The sequence below is a fragment of the Mycolicibacterium vinylchloridicum genome (genome assembly GCF_013404075.1).
Taxonomy (GTDB): domain Bacteria; phylum Actinomycetota; class Actinomycetes; order Mycobacteriales; family Mycobacteriaceae; genus Mycobacterium; species Mycobacterium vinylchloridicum.
In genome coordinates, this window is the sequence record NZ_JACBJQ010000024.1 from 37,328 (window position 1) to 54,700 (window position 17,373).

Below are 17,373 nucleotides of genomic sequence, written 5' to 3' on the forward strand. Positions count from 1 at the left end.
ATGGATTTCTCAAGCGTCGATCTGTCCTCCGAGGACCAGGATTTCCTCACCGAGGTCCGCGACTTCCTGACGACTCACATCACCGACGAGGTGATCCGGCACGACCGGGAGACCGGCGACAACTTCCACGAGGGCGTCCATCTGGCGCTGGGTGCCGCGGGATACCTCGAAGCCGAGTGGAAAACCGAAGCCCAGGACGGCTTCCCGCGAGTGCGACGGCGGATCTGGGAACTGGAGAAGCGGCGATTCCACGTTCCGTGGGTCACCTGGGGCACCACCTCGATGGTGGCGCACTCGGTCGACAGCTTCGGTTCCGAGGAACTCAAGGCCGAGGTGCTGCCGAAGGTGTTCAGCGGGCATGTGCGGCTGTGCCTGGGCTACACCGAGCCCGAAGGCGGCTCGGATGTGGCCACCTGCAAGACCCGTGCGGTCAAGGATGGATCAACGTGGATTATCAATGGCTCCAAGATGTTCACCACTGGCGCGCACAACTGTCAGTACGTCTTCCTGATCACGAACACCGATCCGGATGCGCCGAAACACAAGAGCCTCACCATGTTTCTCGTTCCGCTGGATCTGCCGGGCATCGAGATCCAGGGCCTGCGCACCGTCGACGGTGACCGCACCAACATCGTCTACTACAGCGATGTCCGCGTGGACGACAAGTACCGGCTCGGTGAGGTCAACGGCGGCTGGACAGTGCTGCGGGAACCGCTCAATGTCGAGCACGGGGCGGTGGCCGCGGCCGCCGACGGGCTGGCCGACGTCTCGATCATGATGCACCAGGCCAACTTCATGGCGACCGCCGTCGACAAAGTAGCCGCCAACGTCGGCCGGACCGACTCTGGCGGCCGGCGCGCGGTCGACGACGGCGCGGTGGCCTACCGGCTGGGCCGCAGCGCCGCCCGGATGGAAGCCGCGCTGAGCTCGCAGAGCCTCTACGGCCGGGTGGCGATCGCGCAAACCATGCGCGACATCGCACCGGATCTGATGGACGTTCTGGGGGCTGCGGCAACGCTTCCCGTGGAGACCGACGGTGCGGCGGACGACGGCGCGTCGGAATACGTCTACCGCTTCGCGCCGCTGTCGGGAATCTACGGCGGAACCCTCGAGGTGTTCCGCAACATGATCTCCCAATACGTTCTGGGACTGGGCAAACCCGCCTACGCCGCTGCGCTGAAGAAGGTCTCATGACCGACGCACAGCTGCGCGATGTGCCGATCTTCGATGCCGATCAGCACATGTACGAGACGCCCGAGGCGCTGACCCGATACCTGCCCGAACGTTATCGCTATGCAGTGCAATACGCCCAGATGGGCCGGCAGACCCGGCTCGTGATCAACAACCGGGTCAGCGATTTCATCCCGAACCCGACATTCGAGCGGGTCGCCGCTCCGGGCGCGCACGAGAAGTTCTTCGCGGGCGAGAACACCGAGGGACTGACGCTTCGCGAAATGCAAGGCCCCGCAATCGAAGCCCCGGCCGCTACGAAGAACCCGGCGGACCGGATCGCCGAGCTGGACCGCCAGGGCGTGGTCGAGGCGCTCAACTATCCGACGCTGGCCAGCCTCGTCGAACATTCGTCGGCCGACGATCCCGAGCTGACGCTCGCCATCATCCACGCCCTCAACCAGTGGATGGCCGAACACTGGTCCTACGCGTCCGACGACCGGGTGTTCTCCACCCCGATCATCAACCTTTCCGAAGTTGCCGGGGCACAAGCCGAACTCGACTACATCCTATCCCAAGGGGCCAGGGTCGCACTGATCAAACCTGGGCCGGTCCGCGGGGTGCACGGCTGGCGATCACCGGCGCTGGGAGAGTTCGACCCGTTCTGGCGCGACGTCGAGTCCGCGGGTCTGCCGATCGTGCTGCACGCCAGCTACCCGCCGCTCGACGAGTACGTCGGCAAATGGGAGCCGCCGCACACACAGAACTTCATGGCGATGAGCGCGTTCCGGTGGATGGTGCTCGGCCACCGCGAGATCGCCGACATGATCACCAGCCTGATCTGCCACGGCACGTTGACCCGTTTCCCGAAGCTGCGTATCGCCAGCGTCGAGAACGGCAGTTCCTGGATCTTCCCGCTGTTCAACGATTTCGAAGACCTGTACAAGAAGATGCCGCAGAACTTCCCCGAGCATCCCCACGACGTGTTCCGGCGCAACATCTGGGTCAGCCCGTTCTGGGAGGGCAGCGTCTCGGACGTGGTGAACACCGTCGGCTGGGACCGGGTGCTGTTCGGATCGGACTATCCGCACCCCGAAGGCCTGGCCGAGCCGCGCGGCTTCTGGAAGTACGCAGAGGGCATGGATGAGCGCCGAACCTATGACTTCATGGGCGACAACGCCCGCCGGTTCATGGGTTTGCCCTTGGCCAATCCGGACCCGGCCGCCGCCGAGCCGCCGGTGCTGGCCATACCGTCCCAAGCCTAGGAGCTGCAGTGGATTTCACCGAAGTCGAGCTCAGTGCCGATGATGCGGCCTTCCAACGCGAGCTGCGTGCCTTTCTCTCTGAGCTGGTGACCGAGGAGGTCCATCTGCGAGACCGGCACACGGGGGACAACTTCGACGAGGGCGTGCATTTGGCCCTCGGCGCCCGCGGCTATCTGGAAGCGGAGTTCAAGACAGGGACCGACGGCGGATTCAGCCGTGTCCGGCGCCGGATCTGGGACCTCGAGCGCCGACGCGCTCATGTGCCGTGGGTGACATGGGGCACCACCGTGATGGTGGCCCGGGCGGTCGCCGCGTTCGGGAAGCCCGAACTGGTCAGCGAGGTGATGCCCAGGGTCTTCGACGGCACTGCGCGAATGTGCCTGGGCTACACCGAACCCGAGGGCGGGTCAGATGTGGCCACGTGCAAGACCCGCGCTGTGCGAGATGGCGACCAGTGGGTCATCAACGGATCGAAGATGTTCACCACCGGCGCCCACAACTGCCAGTACGTGTTCCTGCTGACCAACTCGGATCCGGGCGCGCCGAAACACAAGAGCCTCAGCATGTTTCTGGTCCCGCTGGACACCGAAGGCGTCGAGATCCAGGGCATCCGCACCGTCGACGGCGATCGCACCAACATCGTGTACTACAACGATGTCCGGGTGGACGAGAAGTATCTGCTCGGCGAAGCCAATAACGGCTGGACCGTGCTGCGCGGGCCGCTGGACGCCGAGCACGGTGCGGCACCGACGGCAGCCGATGGGCTCTCCGACGTGTCGATCATGGCGCATCAGGCCGGTGTGATGGCCGCCGCCGTCGACGTGGTCGCCGCCCATGTCGGGCAGGCCGACGCGGCGGGACGACGACTGGTCGACGACGGCGCCGTCGCCTACCGCCTCGGACGCAGTGCCGCCCGCCTGGAGGCATCCCTTTCCACGCCAAGCATTTTCGGCCGGGTGGCCCAGGCCCAGACGATGCGCGATATCGCCCCGGACTTGATGGATCTCGCCGGTGCGGCCTCGGTGTTGCCGGTGGACACCGACGGGGCGGCCGACAATGGTGCCTCCGAGTACGCCTTCCGGTTCGCGCCGCTGTTCGGGATCTACGGCGGCACGCTCGAGGTGTTCCGCAACATGATCGCCCAGCATGTCCTGGGACTGGGCAAGCCGAACTACTCACCGCCGGCGAAAAAGGTCTCGACGGCCACATGACAACAACATCGGTGGTCTTCGATCCGTTCTCCGAAGACTTCTTCGTCAGTCCGTACGAGACGTATCGCCGGATGCGCGAGGAGGCCCCGGTCTACTACAGCCCCGATTACGACTTCTATGCATTGACCCGGCACGACGATGTCGCCGCGGCGTTCAAGGACTACGAGACCTACTCGTCGGCGTACGGCGTGGATCTCGGGCAGGTGCGCAAAGGCGAGGTGACCAAGCACGGCTCGATCATCGCCATGGACCCGCCCGCGCACCGGCGGATGCGCAGCCTGCTCAACAAGGTGTTCACTCCGCGGGTGATCGAGGCGCAGCGCGCGCTCGTCACCGACCTGGTCGACAAACATCTGGCGGCCGTCGACCCGTCCGGGTTCGACTTCGTCCAGGACTTCTCGGCACTGTTCCCGGTCGACGTCATGACCTCCATGCAGGGGGTGCCTGCCGACGATCGCCAGCAGATCCGGCTGTGGATCGATGAACTTCTGCATCGCGAGAGTGGCGACGTCGAAATGACCGAGTCGGGGCAGAAAGCCGCCGTCGACATGGCCATCTACTACCTCGGGCTGATCAAGAAGCGGCGCGAGGATCTTGGCAACGATCTGCTGAGCAAGCTGATCTGTGCCGAGATCGAACGCGACGACGGCCGGATGGAGCCGCTGAACAGTCTTGAGATCACCGAATTCGCAATACTACTGGGTGGGGCCGGCGCGGAAACTGTGACCAAGCTGATCGGCAATGCGGCCGTGGTGTTCGCGCAGAATCCCGACCAGTGGGAGCTGTTGCAGCGGGACCGCAGCAAGATTCCGCTGGCCGTCGAAGAACTGCTGCGCTACGAGGCGCCGGCCCAATACAACGTGCGCTGCTCGCTGCGCGAGGTCACCCTGCACGGTGTCACGATTCCGGCAGGCAAGCCGGTCTTCCTGGTCGGCGGATCGGCCAACCGCGACGGTAGGGCGTGGACCGAGCCGGACCGATTCGACATCGACCGAGACCGCACCCAGGCCCAGAATCTGGGCCTCGGTTACGGAATTCACAGCTGCCTTGGCGCGGCTCTGGCCCGCCTGGAAAGCGCCATCGCACTGGAGAAGATGCTCGATTTCATGCCCCGCTTCGAGGTGGATTTCAGCGGCTGCAAGCGGGTCAACATGCAGAATGTCGCCGGCTGGAGCAATGTGCCGGTGCGGGTGCTCTCCTAGATCAACGCTGGGATGCGGTCGCCGCCTTGAGCGCGGCGTTCGGGTCGGACGAGCCGTGATCGTGCTTGCTCAGCGCTTGGATCGAAACATCGTGTCCTTCAGCGGCTTTGCGTAGTGCGCCGACATTCGCCTGTTCTTTGGCGATGTGGGTGAAGGGGTCCCAGTGGTACCAGCGCATGGCGTTCTGGTAGGTCATCTTGTTGATGTCGTCGTCGGGGACGTTGTGTTCGCGCAGGACTTCGTCGAGTTGTTCGGGGGCGCCGGGCCACATCGAATCGGAGTGCGGGTAGTCGGCTTCCCAGCAGATGTTGTCGATCCCGACATCGTTACGCAGTTGCACACCCACGTGATCGGAGATGAAACAGGTCAGGAAGTGATCCCGGAACACCTCGCTGGGCTTCTTGCCCTTGAAGTCCTGCCCGGTCCAGGTCGAGTGCATCTCATAGGTGCGATCAGCCCGCTCCAGGAAATACGGGATCCACCCCGTGCCGCCCTCACTCAGGGCGATCTTGAGGTCTTTGTATTCCTTGATCGGGCGGGACCACAGCAGGTCGGCGGCGGCTTGGACGATGTTCATCGGCTGCAGGGTGATCATCACGTCCATCGGCGCATCGGGGGCGGTGATCGCCAACCGGCCCGAGGAGCCGATGTGCACGTTGAGAACGGTGTCGGTGTCGACCAGGGCGTCCCACATCGGCTTCCAGTGATCGAAGTCGTGGAAGCTCGGATAGCCCATCGCGGCGGGGTTTTCGGTGAACGTCAGCGAATGCACCCCACGGGCGGCGTTACGGCGGATCTCGGCGGCGCAGGCCACCGGATCCCAGATCACCGGCAGGGTCATCGGGATGAACCGGGCCGGATAGGCCCCACACCACTCCTCGACATGCCAGTCGTTGTAGGCCTGCACCAAGGCCAGCGAGAACTCGGCATCCTCGGTGGCGAACAACCGGCCCGCGAAACCCGGGAACGACGGGAAACACATCGAGCCCAGGATCCCCCCGGCATTCATGTCCTTCACGCGCTCGTCGACGTTGTAACACCCCGGCCGGATCTCATCGAGCCCCTGCGGCTCCAACCCGTACTCCTCCTTGGGCCGGCCCGCCACCGCATTGAGCGCCACATTGGGGATGACGACATCGCGGAACTGCCAGCAGTCCGAGCCATCCGGGTTGTGCACCAAGCGCGGAGCCTCGTTGATGTACTTCTTCGGCAGATGGTTCTTGAACATGTCGGGCGGCTCGACAATGTGATCGTCCACGCTGACCAGGATCATGTCCTCTTTGCGCATACCCGTTCCTTTCCTCAGACGATGCCGTCGCGGCGTAGATCCGCGATCTCGGAAGTCCCGTAGCCGATTTCGGCAAGCACCTCGTCGGTGTGCTCGCCGAGTAAGGGGGCACGCCGCCGGATCGACCCCGGGGTTGCCGAGAGCCGGAAGGGCGTCTCGATGAGCGGCACAGGTTTCGAGGCGCCGGGGAACGGCACCCGCTTGAGATACCCCATCGCCTCGACGTGCGGATCGTCGAGCACCTCTTGCGGGGAATTCAGCGGGGCAGCAGGAAGTTTCGCGGCCTCGAGTGCAGCGAGCACCTCGGCCTTGGTCTTGCCCGCGCACCATTGCTGCATCAGGTCGTTGAGGACATCGCCGTGCTGCCAGCGGGAGTCGTCGTCGGCGAAGCGCGGATCGTCGAAAAGATCTTCCCGGCCGATCAGCCGGCACCACCGCTTGAACATCGGCTGACCGGCGATCTGAAGGAGGACCCAGCCGTCGCTGACCTCGTACAGATCGCACGGGGCGACCGACGTCCCGCGATTGGCCGCTCTGGGCTTGTCCACTCCCAGCAGCTCGCGTTCGATGAGGAACGCGTTGGACAGCATCAACGCAGTCGGCAGCAGGGCACCCTCCACATGCTGGCCCTGCCCGGTCTGGCTGCGGTGGTACAGCGCCATCATGACACCGATGGTCAAGGTGAGCGCGGTGCCGAAATCGGCCTGCGGAACCACGGTACGGATCGGCAACTCCGGAAGGCCCTGCCGATAGACCGCGCCGGACATCACCTGGCCGGCGCCGTCGAATCCGATGCGGTCGCTGTAGGGCCCGCCTTCGCCGTAGGCGGTCGCGCTGGCCAGGATGATGTCGGGCTTGACGGCGCACAGCGACTCGTAGTCCAGCCCGCTGGCCCGCATCCCGGCGGCGGGCATATTGGCGATGACGATGTCGGACCGCGATACCAACCGCCGCGTGATGTCGGCGCCCTCCCGCGTCGTCGAATCCAGGGTCAGGGAGCGCTTGTTGCGGTTGCACTGCAGAAAGGTGCCGCCTTCACCGCCGCTGGTGACCGACTGCACCCAGCGGTCTTCGCCGCCTTCCCGTTTCTCGACGCGCAGGACGTCGGCGCCCATATCGGCCAGTATCGCGCTGCACCACGGCGCAGCGATGAACCGGCCGTAATCCAGCACCCGCACCCCGTCGAGAACGCCCATCGCTCTACAGCGTCAGGATCGTCGCGGCCGCGGTACCGGGTGCACCGTAGAGCTGGGTGAAGCCGACCTTCGGTTCGCCGGGAACCTGGCGGTCACCGGCCTGCCCGCGCAGCTGCCGGACGATCTCGTGGATCTGCCGCAGCCCCGAGGCGCCGATCGGCTCACCGTTGGCGATCAGCCCGCCGTCGGTGTTGACCGGCATGGAGCCGTCGATCTCGGTCTCGCCGTCGGCCACCAGCCGCTCCTGGTCGCCGTCGGCGCAGAAGCCGCACTCGGCCATGTGGATGATCTCCGCGCCGGCGTCGGTGTCCTGCAGCTGGATGACGTCGACGTCCTGCGGTGCCACACCGGCCTTTTCGAACGCGGCTCGGGCCGCGAACACCGTCGGCGCGGCCACCTCGTCTACCGGGCCGAAGGTCGTGTTGACCTCGTAGGCGCCGTAGGTTCGGGTGCGGACCTCGACAGCCTTCAGGTACACCGGCTTGGCGGTGTAGCGGTGCGCGATGTCGGCGCGGCACATGATGACGGCCGCGGCGCCCTCGTCGGGAGCGCAGAACATGTACTGCCGCAGCGGGTAGTTCAGCACCGGCGAGGCCATGATCTCGTCGATGGAAATCTCTTTGCGGCGGAATGCATTCGGGTTGAGAACACCATTGCGGAAGTTCTTGTTGGCCACCCGCGCCAGCGTCTCCTCGGAGATGCCGTGATCGTGGATATAGCGATTGGCCTTCATGCCGAAGAACTGGGTGGTGAGGTACTGGCCGTTCTCCGCATACCAGCGCGGCATACCTACCAACGCGGGGTCCTCGGTGAACGCGCCGCGGGGGTGCTTGTCCAAGCCGATCGCGATACCGATGTCGTAGTCGCCCAGCCGGATTCCGTCAGCACATGCCTTGGTGGCGCTTGCCGCCGTCGCGCACGCGTTGAAGACATTGGTGAAGGGGATTCCGGTCAGGCCCGCCATCGCGACGATCGCGTCCGGGTTGGCGACCGTCCAGCTGCCACCGGTGGCGAACTGCACGTCCTTCCACTCGATGCCGGCGTCCGCGACAGCGGCGAAGATGGCGTCGACAGCCATCGCAAGAGCGGATTTGCCTTCGAACCGGCCGAACGGGTGCAGGCCGACGCCGATGATGGCGACATCGTTCATCGATGGGCTTCCTCTCGGATCTGCCGTACAGGCAAACGAACTGTAACACTTACAGTATCTTGGCCTATGTGGCGTCGAACATCGAGCACAAGACCACGTTCTGCCGGATCTGCGAACCGCTGTGCGGCATGGTGGCCACCGTCGAGGACGGCCGTCTGACGGCATTGCGCCCGGACAAGGACCATCCGCTCTCGGCCGGCTTCGCCTGCCAGAAGGGCATCGCGTTCACCGAGATCCAGAACGATCCGGACCGGGTGACGGCGCCGCTCCGCAAAGGCCCGGACGGATATGAGCCCGTGAGCTGGGACGAGGCGCTGTCGGATATCGCCGGCCGGTTGGCTGCGATCCTCAAGACCCACGGCTCAGGCGCGGTCGGCTGGTACATGGGCAACCCGGGTGCCTTCAGCTACGCGCACACCTTCGCGGCGTTGATGTTCATCAAGGCCCTCGGCCGCGACAGCCACTACTTCACGGCGTCGTCGCAGGACACGAACAGCCGGCTGATCGCCAGCCAGTTGCTGTACGGCGCGCCGACGTCGGTGCCCATCCCCGATCTGACGCGCACCGATCTACTGGTCATGATGGGAGCCAATCCTGTTGTCTCCCATGGAAGTTTTCTGACCGCACCGCGGATCAAGGATCGCATGCACGACATCGTCAAGCGCGGCGGGCGCGTTGTCGTCGTCGACCCGCGCCGCACCGAGACCGCGGCGGCCTTCGAATGGCTTCCCATCGTGCCCGACGCCGACTCCTTCCTGCTGCTGTCGCTGCTGCAGGTGATGTTCGGCGAAGGCCTCGTCAACACCGCGCAGGTGAAGGCGCAGGCCGACGGCGTCGAATGGCTGCGGTCGCTGTGCGCGCCCTACACCCCGGAGTCCACCGCGGCGCACACCGGCATCGACGCGGACAGCGTGCGCTCGCTCGCGCGGGATCTGGTGCGCGAACCGCGGGCGGCCGTCTACGGCAGGCTCGGCACCTGCGTCGGCCGATTCGGCACGCTGACCACCTATCTGATCGATGCGGTGAATCTCGTCGCGGGCAACCTCGACGCCCCCGGCGGGTCGGTGTTCAGTTCGATGGAGACCATCGGCGGGCGTTGGCAGGCCACGATCATGGGTCTGGCGATGCGCCGGTCGTATCGCAACCGGTCCCGGATCGGCGGGTTCCCGATCGCCGTCGCGATGGAGCCCGCCGCGTTGATGGCCAAGGAGATCACCACACCGGGCGATCGCCAGATCAGGGCGATGTTCGTCTCGGCGGGCAACCCGGTGCTATCGGTGCCCAACGGCGACGAGCTCGAGTCGGCCTTCGATTCCCTTGAACTGTCTGTCGCCCTTGACTTCTGCGTCACCGAGACGACCGGGCGATGCGACTACATCCTGCCGGTGACCACGATGTACGAACGCGACGACTTCCCGTACACCTTCCAGGCCTTCCAGGCCACGCCGTTCCGGCAGGCCACCGACGCGGTCGTCGCACCGGCCGGCGAGGCCCGCTCGGAATGGGACATCGTGGAAGCTCTCACGGTCAAGCTGGCGCCCGATGTGCGCGCATTCGCCGTGCTCGGTGCCGTGCGAAAGACACTGGGCCGCTTTGGAATAGCCCTGGGGCCGCGGATGATGATCGACGGCCTGATCCGGACATCGCAGGGCGGTGACCTGTTCGGACTGCGTCGTGGCGGGCTGACGCATCGCAGGCTGACCGAGGAGCATCCGCACGGTGTGGTCGTGGCGCCGCACATCCGCACCGGTGCGCTGCGCAATGCGGTGGCCTACCTGTCGCGCCGTGTCCGCCTCGCCCACCCCGGTATCGCCGCCGAGGTCGACAAGCTTTCGCGCGCCGGTCATCCCGATGGGTATCCGTTGCGGATGATCGGCATGCGCGAGCCGCGCTCGGAGAACTCGTGGATGCACAACTCGCCGCTGCTGATGCGGGGCGAACGGGGACAGCGGGCACTTGTCCACGTCGACGATGCGGCCGAATTGGGCATCTCCGATGGTGATCTGGTGCGGGTGTCTTCGCCATACGGCCAGATCACCGTCGAGGTGATGACGACCAAGGACCTGATGGCCGGCGTGATCGCAGTCCCGCACGGGTGGGGGCATACGGGCACCGGGACGTGGAAACTGGCGAACCGCGCCGGCGGGTCCAACGTCAATCGGCTGACGTCGAGTGCGCCCGAGGATGTCGAGTCGTTGTCCGGGATGGCGTGGCTGACCGGTGTCCCGGTCCGCGTGGAGCGGGTCCGCGAGGCGGTCAGTTCTTAGGCGATCGCGCCGGACTCCTTCAGCGCCTCGATGCGATCCCAGTCGATGCCGATCTCCATCAGCACGATCTCGGTGTGCTCACTGGCCTGAGGGGCGCGGGTGGTCTCCAGCGGCTCGTGGTTGAACTGCACCGGACCGCGAACGACCTTGAACGGCGCCCCACCGTCGGCGGCTTCCACCTCGACGATCATGTCGTTGGCCAACGCTTGCTCGTCGGTGGCCAGATCGATCAGACTCTGGAACGGCGCCCACTGCCCCTTCATCGTCTTGAGGTGCTGGCGCCAGTACTCGAACGGCTTGGCGGCGATCGCCTCGGTGATCAGCCGCACGCCCTCTTCGGCGTTCTGGATCAGCGGCATCACCTCCGAGAACCGCGGGTCGTCGGCCAGCTCGGGCAAGCCGAGATGTTCCCAGGTGTCGCGGATGTAGCCGGTCGGACTGACGATGCACAGGTTGATGGTGCCGCCGTCGGAGGTCAGGTAGTTGGCCATGAACGGGTTGACCGACGTCGTGGTGCCGGGCATCAGCGACCGCATGGTTTCCCCGGTCTCCATGCCCTGTGTGACGCTGGCGCCGGCCGCCCACCACGCGGTGCTCAGCAGGGACACGTCGAGCTCGACCGCTTCGCCGGTGCGCTCCCGGTGGAACAGTGCCGCGGAGATCCCGCCGGCGATGTTCATCCCGCCGATCGAATCGCCGAATGCCGGAATGCCCTGCGGCAGTGCGCCTCCGAGCTCCTCGGGGGTCAGCGCATGACCTACGCCGCTGCGCGTCCAGAACGCGGTCCCGTCGAAACCGCCCACCAGACGCTCGGGACCCTTGTCGCCGTAGGCGCTGCCGCGGGCGTAGATGATGTTCGGGTTCGCCGCGCGGATGTGCTCGATGTCGAACTTGTTCTTCTGTCGGGCCTGCGGCATGTAGTTGGTCAGGAAGACGTCGGAGGTCTTCGCCAATTCGTAGAGCACCTCCTGGCCGTCGGGCGTGGACACGTCGATGCCGACGCTGCGCTTGCCGCGGTTGGGATGCTCGATCAGCGGGTGTCGGTTGGGGTCGAGCTGGAAGCCGCCCATGTTGATGAACCCGCGTTGGGTGTCGCCGCGGACCGGGTGCTCGACCTTGATGACGTCGGCGCCCCAGTCCGCCAGAATCGCCCCGGCCGCCGGGACGAACGTGAACTGCGCGACCTCCAGAACCCGGATGCCGTCCATCACCTTGATCAAGTCGTTCCCCTTTCGCGTGCGGTGGTAACCACATTCTCACACCCGCCCGCCGCGAGCCCCGGGAATCGGCGCAACAACACCGCAGAATATTACTGTAACCTTTACAGTTGACCGTCCCAGAACGTGAAGGTGGTGCCTGTGGTGGGCGAGCAGGGTGCGACGAGCGTAGAGCTCGGATTGCGTGCGGGCCAGCGCGCCGAGACCCGGATGCTGATCGACGGAAAACTGTCCGCGGCCGAAAACGGTGCGCAGTTCGACAACGTCAGCCCGGCCACCGGCCGCGTGCTCGGGGTCACCGCCGCCGCCGGGCCAGGCGATATGGACCGCGCGATCGGCGCGGCCAGGCGTGCCTTCGACGAGACCGCCTGGTCGACCGATCCCGAACTCCGCAAGCGATGCCTGGCCCAGTTGCAGTCCGCGCTGGAAGCCGAGAAAGAAGATCTGCGCGAGGAACTGGTGGCCGAGGTCGGTTGCCCGGTGATGTCGACCGGCGACGCCCAGCTGGAGTGGCCGCTCGCCGACTCGTTGCGCTATCCGGCCCGGCTGATCGACGAATTCGACTGGGAGCGAACCCTCGACGGAGGCGGGCTGTTCGGTGAGCGCAATGTGCGCACCGTCGTCAAGGAACCGGTCGGGGTCGTCGCCGCCATCACCCCGTCCAACTATCCGGTCGAGGTCATCCTCAACAAACTCGGTCCCGCGCTCGCCACCGGCAACACCGTCATCCTCAAGCCCGACCCGAATACACCGTGGAACGCCACCCGCATCGGCCGCCTGGTCGCCGAGCACACCGATATCCCGGCCGGTGTCCTGAACGTCGTGCCCACCCCGTCCAACGAGGTCGCGGGACTGCTGGCCACCGACCCTCGCGTCGACATGGTCTCGTTCACCGGTTCCACCGCGGTGGGCAAGCAACTGATGCGCGAGGGTGCGGACACGATGAAGCGCACCTTCCTGGAACTGGGCGGGAAGTCCGCGCTGATCGTGCTCGACGATGCCAACCCTGCGCACGTCATCGGTGGCGCGGTCGGGGTGTGCGTGCACGCCGGGCAGGCCTGCGCGCTGACCACCCGGCTGGTGATCCACGAGTCCCTCTATCCGGAGGCGTTGGCCGCCATCACCGAGGCGTATCAGGCTGTGCCGGTCGGGGATCCGGCGTTGCCGGGAACCTTTGTCGGCCCCGTCGTCAGCGCCGCGCAGAAGCAACGCGTGCTCGACGCCTGCGATATGGCCCGCCGCGATGGCGCCGACATCCTGGTCGGCGGCGGACGTTTCGAGGGCCTGCCCGACTATCTGGCTGGCGGGCACTTCGTATCGCCCACGGTGATCACCGGTGTCGACAGCCGGTCGGCCATCGCCCAGCAGGAAATCTTCGGCCCCGTTCTGGTGGTGCTGCCCTTCCGGGACGACGACGAAGCTGTCCGCATCGCCAACGACAGCGCCTACGGGCTCGCCGGGGCGGTGCTGTCCGGATCGATCGACCGGGGTATGGCCGTCGCCCGGCGCATCCGCACCGGATCGATCGGCGTCAACGGCGGAATGTTCTACGGCGCGGACGCGCCATTCGGCGGTTACAAGAACAGCGGTGTCGGACGCCAGTGCGGCATCGAGGGTTTCCAGCAATACCTGGAAACCAAGACCGTCGCCTTCCGCGCTCCTCGCAAGTCCTGACTTTTGAAAGGAACACCCAGTGGGCAAGTTGGACAACAAAGTTGCCGTCGTGTCGGGAGCCGCACGGGGACAGGGGCGTTCGCATGCGATCGCACTGGCCGCCGAGGGCGCCGACGTCATCATCTTCGACATCTGCGCCGATCTCGACGGCAACACCTACCCGCTGGCTCGACCCGAAGATCTCGACGAGACCGCCCTGCTGGTGGAAAAGGAAGGCGCACGGGTTTTCTCGACCATCTGCGATGTGCGGGAACGCGGTGCGGTGTGGCAGACGATCGCCGAGGCGGTCGAGGAGATGGGCCACCTCGACATCGTCGTCGCCAATGCGGGGATCTGCCCGATGGGCAAGGGTCAGACTCTGCAGTCGTGGTCGGACACCATCGACACCGACCTGGTCGGGGTGTTCAATGTCATCCAGGCCAGCATGCCGCACCTCAACGACGGCGCGTCGGTGATCGCCACCGGATCGCTTGCCGCGCAGTTGGGGAGCGCCAGCAACCAGGGCCCCGGCGGATCGGCCTACAGCCTCGCCAAGCAGATGGTCGCCCACTATGTCAACGATCTTTCAATCCAATTGGCCAAGAGGATGATTCGGGTCAACGCGTTGCACCCGACCAATGTCAACACCGACATGTTGCACAACGAGGGCATGTACCGGGTGTTCCGGCCCGACCTGGCTTCGCCGACCCGGCTCGACGCCGAGCTGTCCTTCCCGGCGATGCAGGCCATGCCGGTGCCCTATATCGAACCGTACGACGTGTCGGCCGCGGTGGTGTTCCTGGCCAGTGACGACTCCCGTTTCATCACCGGTACGCAATTGCGGATCGACGCAGGCGGATTCGTCAAAGCCAAGCCCTGGAAAGGATGAGGCAGGGCTAGCGGACGGCGTCGAAGGTCACCGGCAGCGATGTCGGTGACCGGAACGGCTGGCCGTGGATGTGCGGGTCATCGTCGGCGAGCAGCGTGATGTTCGTCAGCCGATCCAGCAGTGACTCGACGGCCACCCTGGTCTCCATGCGCGCCAGGTGCAGACCCATACACGTGTGCTCGCCTGCGGCGAACGAGATGTGCGGGGTGTGTGTGCGGAAGATGTCGAACTCCTCGGAGTTCGGCCAGCGGCGCTGATCGCGGTTGGCCGACCCGATACAGAGATCGATCACCGAACCGGCCGGAATCGCAACACCTTCCAGTTCGCTGTCCTCGGTGGCGAACCGCTGCACCGTGGTCAGCGGGGTCTCGTAGCGCAGCCCCTCCTCGATCGCGGGCGCGATCAGATTCCGGTCGGCCTGCACGGCGGCGAACTGATCGGGGTGGGTCAGCAGCAGGTAGAGCAGATTGCCTGACGATCGGTAGGTGGTTTCCAGGCCGGCGGGCAGCAGCAGCCGCAGGAACGAGTAGATCGCCTCGTCGGTGAGCTTCTCGCCGCCGATGTCGGCGGTCACCAGATCGCCGATGATGTCCTCGGTGGGCTTCGAACGGCGCTTGTCGATCTGCGTCATGAAGTATTCCCTGAGCGCCTCGGAGGCCTCGAATGCCTTCTTGTAGTTGACCGCATAGCTGATCAGCTGAACCGCGCGGCGCCGGAAGTCGGCCAGGTCCTCCTCGGGCAGGCCGAGCAGGCGGGTGATGACGCGGGTGGGGAATTCGAACGTGAACGCCTTGACCAGATCGGCTTGGCCATCCTTGATGAACTCGTCGATGAGCCCGTTGACGATCGGACGCACAACTTCAGGCTCCCAGCGGGACAGCGACTTCGACTTGAACGCGGCCGAGACCAGATTGCGGTGGTCCCAGTGCGTCTTGCCTTCCATGGCCAGCAGCGAGGGGCCGATGAACAGACCGATGGTGGCGTCGTAGATCGTGGAGTTGAACACCTTGCCGTCGCGGAAGACCTTGTTGACCGCATCGAAGGAGACAGCGGCGAATGTGTTGGTCGGCCGTAGCGACTCGGGTGTCTTGGAGTAGTCCATCACGGTGCCGCGGAATACCCCTGGACCCTCGCGCATCTCGGCAAAGAACGGATAGGGGTCACGCAAATAACCCGCGGGCAGTTGCGGCAATTCGGTGTCGGTGTCCATCATGCCTCCCAGGACGCGATCAGTTCGTCGGTGGTCGTGACGCTGGTCAGCAGCGCCAGCGTGTTGTCGATGATCGCGGTGCCGTAGTCGGCGGGCACCCCGGCCACGGCGTCGCGCGGCAGCACCACCCGGTAGGCGGCGTTGACGGCGTCCATCACCAGGTTGGGGATCGCGACGTTCAGTGACACCCCGACGGCGACGATCGTGGTCACGCCGAGATTGCGCAGGATCGCGTCGAGGTCGGTGCCGCCCATCGGGCCGAGGCCGTGCCAGCGGTGCAGCATGAGATCGGTTGGCTCGGGCCCGAATTGGGGCAGCAGTGTGGCACCGGGGCTGCCCGGTGCGATGTCGACACCGTTGGCGCCGATTGCGAACAGCTTGGCGTTGTGGTTGGCGCCCAGCCCGTCCGGCCGGCGCTGAACGAGGCAGTGCACCACCTTCACCCCGGCCGCGCGTGCCGCCGGTAGAAGTCGCTCGATGTTCGGCAGCGCCTCGCGCTCGGCCTCGCGGGCTAGTGCGGCCAGGCCGGCGTTCGGCCCGACGACCGCACCTTGCAGTTCCTGGGTGACGATCGCCGTGTGCGCCGGGTCGACGAGGCCGGGCTTCATACGGGTGCCGCTTCCGCGACGTCGTAGAACTGCAGGGCCCACTTCCGCATGGCCATATAGGGTTTCGCGTCGACCTTGGCCAACGCGGGGTGCTCGACGTACTTCTGGTAGCGCCAGATCTCGAGGTCTTCCCACACCGTGCCGAGGTACTGTTTCTCCACCCGCTCACGGACGTCGTCAGGGGGGATCTCACTGGTATCACCGGCTTTTCGCGGCCACCAGATCGAGTAGAACATGTTGGACACCTCGTCGTCGACGGGTGTGCACGCGAAGATCAGCCGGTGGTTCGACGAGCCTTCGAACGCGCTGATGGCGAAGCCGAGCCCGGAGAAGTGGCTGTGAATGCGCAGCGCCATCTTGTTCGGGTCGTCGCTGCGGGTGTCCGGCCAGCCGGTGAGGAAGCGCCACTCCTCGCCGACCGCCTCCCATTCCAGACACACCGGTGTGACCGTCGCCTTATGCACGTAGTGGAAATGCGCACTGTCCGGACCGTTTTCGGCCACGATCTGTGGATGTACCGGTTCGTTCTCGGCGAACCGGGAGAACTCGGGGAAGGGTCGGTAGTAGGCATTGGGTTCGACCGGGAACTGCGGGAACTTGGTGAAGATGTCGGGGAGTTCCCAGCGCGGTGGCTCGCCGTCCGGGTGGTGCCACATGAAGATGCAGCCGTGCTGTTCGGCAACCGGATAGGCCTTCAGGCGCAGGCCCTTGTTGGGCCGGTCCGGTTGGTAGGGGATGTAGGTGTTGGCGCCGTCGGGTCCCCATCGCCAGCCGTGGAACGGGCATTCGACGCAGTCGCCGACGACCGTGCCGCCGTGCCCGATGTGGGCGCCGAGGTGTTTGCAGTGTCCCTCGAGCACGTGCAGTTCACCGGAGGAGTCGCGATAGATGACGAGGTCTTCACCGAAATAGCGCAGCGGCCGGACGTCGCCGACGTCGTATTCGGCCGACCAGCCGATCATGAACCAGCCGGTGACCTTCCAGGTGAAGGGAACTTTCACGTGGATCCTCCTCGGACGCGGGGCTGTACTAAGAGTATTACAGTAG

14 protein-coding genes are annotated in these 17,373 nt (G+C 65.5%); 7 read left to right on the forward strand and 7 right to left on the reverse strand.

Features of this window, described 5'->3' with window-relative positions; genetic code table 11:
* From HPC46_RS20115 to HPC46_RS20130, 4 genes are read left to right on the forward strand one after another with little or no spacing between them, the layout of a single operon-like run.
* Complete coding sequence (locus HPC46_RS20115; RefSeq protein ID WP_179473120.1) at positions 1-1,194, forward strand: acyl-CoA dehydrogenase family protein; 1,194 nt, start codon at positions 1-3, stop codon at positions 1,192-1,194.
* The gene (locus HPC46_RS20120) at positions 1,191-2,435 is read left to right on the forward strand and encodes an amidohydrolase family protein (RefSeq protein WP_179473122.1); all 1,245 of its coding nucleotides are present in this window, start codon (positions 1,191-1,193) and stop codon (positions 2,433-2,435) included. Before HPC46_RS20115 ends, HPC46_RS20120 begins: the two co-directional genes overlap by 4 nt.
* A gap of 8 nt (positions 2,436-2,443) precedes the next feature.
* The gene (locus HPC46_RS20125; RefSeq protein WP_179473124.1) at positions 2,444-3,646 is read left to right on the forward strand and encodes an acyl-CoA dehydrogenase family protein; all 1,203 of its coding nucleotides are present in this window, start codon (positions 2,444-2,446) and stop codon (positions 3,644-3,646) included.
* Entirely contained in the window at positions 3,643-4,848 is a 1,206-nt protein-coding gene (locus tag HPC46_RS20130; RefSeq protein WP_179473126.1) for a cytochrome P450, read from the forward strand. The genes HPC46_RS20125 and HPC46_RS20130 overlap by 4 nt, the downstream gene beginning before the upstream one ends.
* A 1-nt stretch (position 4,849) precedes the next feature.
* On the opposite strand, the gene HPC46_RS20135 is transcribed toward HPC46_RS20130, so the two are convergent.
* The 3 genes from HPC46_RS20135 to HPC46_RS20145 are packed head-to-tail and all read right to left on the reverse strand — an operon-like array spanning position 4,850 to position 8,482.
* Positions 4,850-6,136 (reverse strand): amidohydrolase family protein, encoded by a 1,287-nt coding sequence (locus HPC46_RS20135; RefSeq protein ID WP_179473128.1) that lies wholly within the window; start codon positions 6,134-6,136, stop codon positions 4,850-4,852.
* 14 nt (positions 6,137-6,150) lie between these two features.
* Complete coding sequence (locus HPC46_RS20140) at positions 6,151-7,332, reverse strand: CaiB/BaiF CoA transferase family protein (protein WP_179473130.1); 1,182 nt, start codon at positions 7,330-7,332, stop codon at positions 6,151-6,153.
* A 4-nt stretch (positions 7,333-7,336) separates the two neighbouring features.
* On the reverse strand, positions 7,337-8,482 hold the full coding sequence (locus tag HPC46_RS20145) for a thiolase family protein (protein ID WP_179473132.1): 1,146 nt from the start codon (positions 8,480-8,482) through the stop codon (positions 7,337-7,339).
* Between the two features lie 68 nt (positions 8,483-8,550).
* Here HPC46_RS20145 and HPC46_RS20150 point away from each other — a divergent pair, with 68 nt between their 5' ends.
* A complete protein-coding gene (locus tag HPC46_RS20150) occupies positions 8,551-10,749 on the forward strand; it encodes a molybdopterin-containing oxidoreductase family protein (protein WP_179473134.1) in 2,199 nt (732 codons plus the stop codon).
* On the opposite strand, the gene HPC46_RS20155 is transcribed toward HPC46_RS20150, so the two are convergent.
* Entirely contained in the window at positions 10,746-11,957 is a 1,212-nt protein-coding gene (locus tag HPC46_RS20155) for a CaiB/BaiF CoA transferase family protein (RefSeq protein WP_179473225.1), read from the reverse strand. The genes HPC46_RS20150 and HPC46_RS20155 overlap by 4 nt on opposite strands.
* 219 nt (positions 11,958-12,176) lie before the next feature.
* On the opposite strand from HPC46_RS20155, the gene HPC46_RS20160 reads away from it, so the two are divergent.
* Together HPC46_RS20160 and HPC46_RS20165 are read left to right on the forward strand one after the other, a co-directional pair.
* Entirely contained in the window at positions 12,177-13,640 is a 1,464-nt protein-coding gene (locus HPC46_RS20160; protein ID WP_233716532.1) for an aldehyde dehydrogenase family protein, read from the forward strand.
* A gap of 19 nt (positions 13,641-13,659) precedes the next feature.
* Positions 13,660-14,508 carry a mycofactocin-coupled SDR family oxidoreductase gene (locus HPC46_RS20165; protein ID WP_179473136.1) on the forward strand — a complete coding sequence of 283 codons (849 nt, stop codon included), beginning with the start codon at positions 13,660-13,662 and terminating at the stop codon, positions 14,506-14,508.
* A gap of 7 nt (positions 14,509-14,515) precedes the next feature.
* Here HPC46_RS20165 and HPC46_RS20170 read toward each other — a convergent pair whose 3' ends face one another.
* The 3 genes from HPC46_RS20170 to HPC46_RS20180 are packed head-to-tail and all read right to left on the reverse strand — an operon-like array spanning position 14,516 to position 17,327.
* Positions 14,516-15,718 (reverse strand): cytochrome P450, encoded by a 1,203-nt coding sequence (locus tag HPC46_RS20170; RefSeq protein WP_179473138.1) that lies wholly within the window; start codon positions 15,716-15,718, stop codon positions 14,516-14,518.
* Positions 15,718-16,326, reverse strand: coding sequence for a cysteine hydrolase family protein (locus tag HPC46_RS20175; RefSeq protein ID WP_179473140.1), 609 nt, complete (start codon positions 16,324-16,326; stop codon positions 15,718-15,720). The genes HPC46_RS20170 and HPC46_RS20175 overlap by 1 nt, the downstream gene beginning before the upstream one ends.
* Positions 16,323-17,327 (reverse strand): aromatic ring-hydroxylating oxygenase subunit alpha, encoded by a 1,005-nt coding sequence (locus HPC46_RS20180; protein WP_179473142.1) that lies wholly within the window; start codon positions 17,325-17,327, stop codon positions 16,323-16,325. Before HPC46_RS20180 ends, HPC46_RS20175 begins: the two co-directional genes overlap by 4 nt.
* Between the last annotated feature and the right edge of the window lie 46 nt (positions 17,328-17,373).

Excerpts from the sequence above, each read along its gene's own strand:
- HPC46_RS20115 (WP_179473120.1), top strand. The coding sequence starts at position 1 with ATGGATTTCTCAAGCGTCGATCTGTCCTCCGAGGACCAGGATTTCCTC.
- HPC46_RS20120 (WP_179473122.1), top strand. The coding sequence starts at position 1,191 with ATGACCGACGCACAGCTGCGCGATGTGCCGATCTTCGATGCCGATCAG.
- HPC46_RS20130 (WP_179473126.1), top strand. The coding sequence starts at position 3,643 with ATGACAACAACATCGGTGGTCTTCGATCCGTTCTCCGAAGACTTCTTC.
- HPC46_RS20135 (WP_179473128.1), bottom strand. The coding sequence starts at position 6,136 with ATGCGCAAAGAGGACATGATCCTGGTCAGCGTGGACGATCACATTGTC.
- HPC46_RS20140 (WP_179473130.1), bottom strand. The coding sequence starts at position 7,332 with ATGGGCGTTCTCGACGGGGTGCGGGTGCTGGATTACGGCCGGTTCATC.
- HPC46_RS20145 (WP_179473132.1), bottom strand. The coding sequence starts at position 8,482 with ATGAACGATGTCGCCATCATCGGCGTCGGCCTGCACCCGTTCGGCCGG.
- HPC46_RS20155 (WP_179473225.1), bottom strand. The coding sequence starts at position 11,957 with ATGGACGGCATCCGGGTTCTGGAGGTCGCGCAGTTCACGTTCGTCCCG.
- HPC46_RS20160 (WP_233716532.1), top strand. The coding sequence starts at position 12,177 with ATGCTGATCGACGGAAAACTGTCCGCGGCCGAAAACGGTGCGCAGTTC.
- HPC46_RS20170 (WP_179473138.1), bottom strand. The coding sequence starts at position 15,718 with ATGGACACCGACACCGAATTGCCGCAACTGCCCGCGGGTTATTTGCGT.
- HPC46_RS20175 (WP_179473140.1), bottom strand. The coding sequence starts at position 16,326 with ATGAAGCCCGGCCTCGTCGACCCGGCGCACACGGCGATCGTCACCCAG.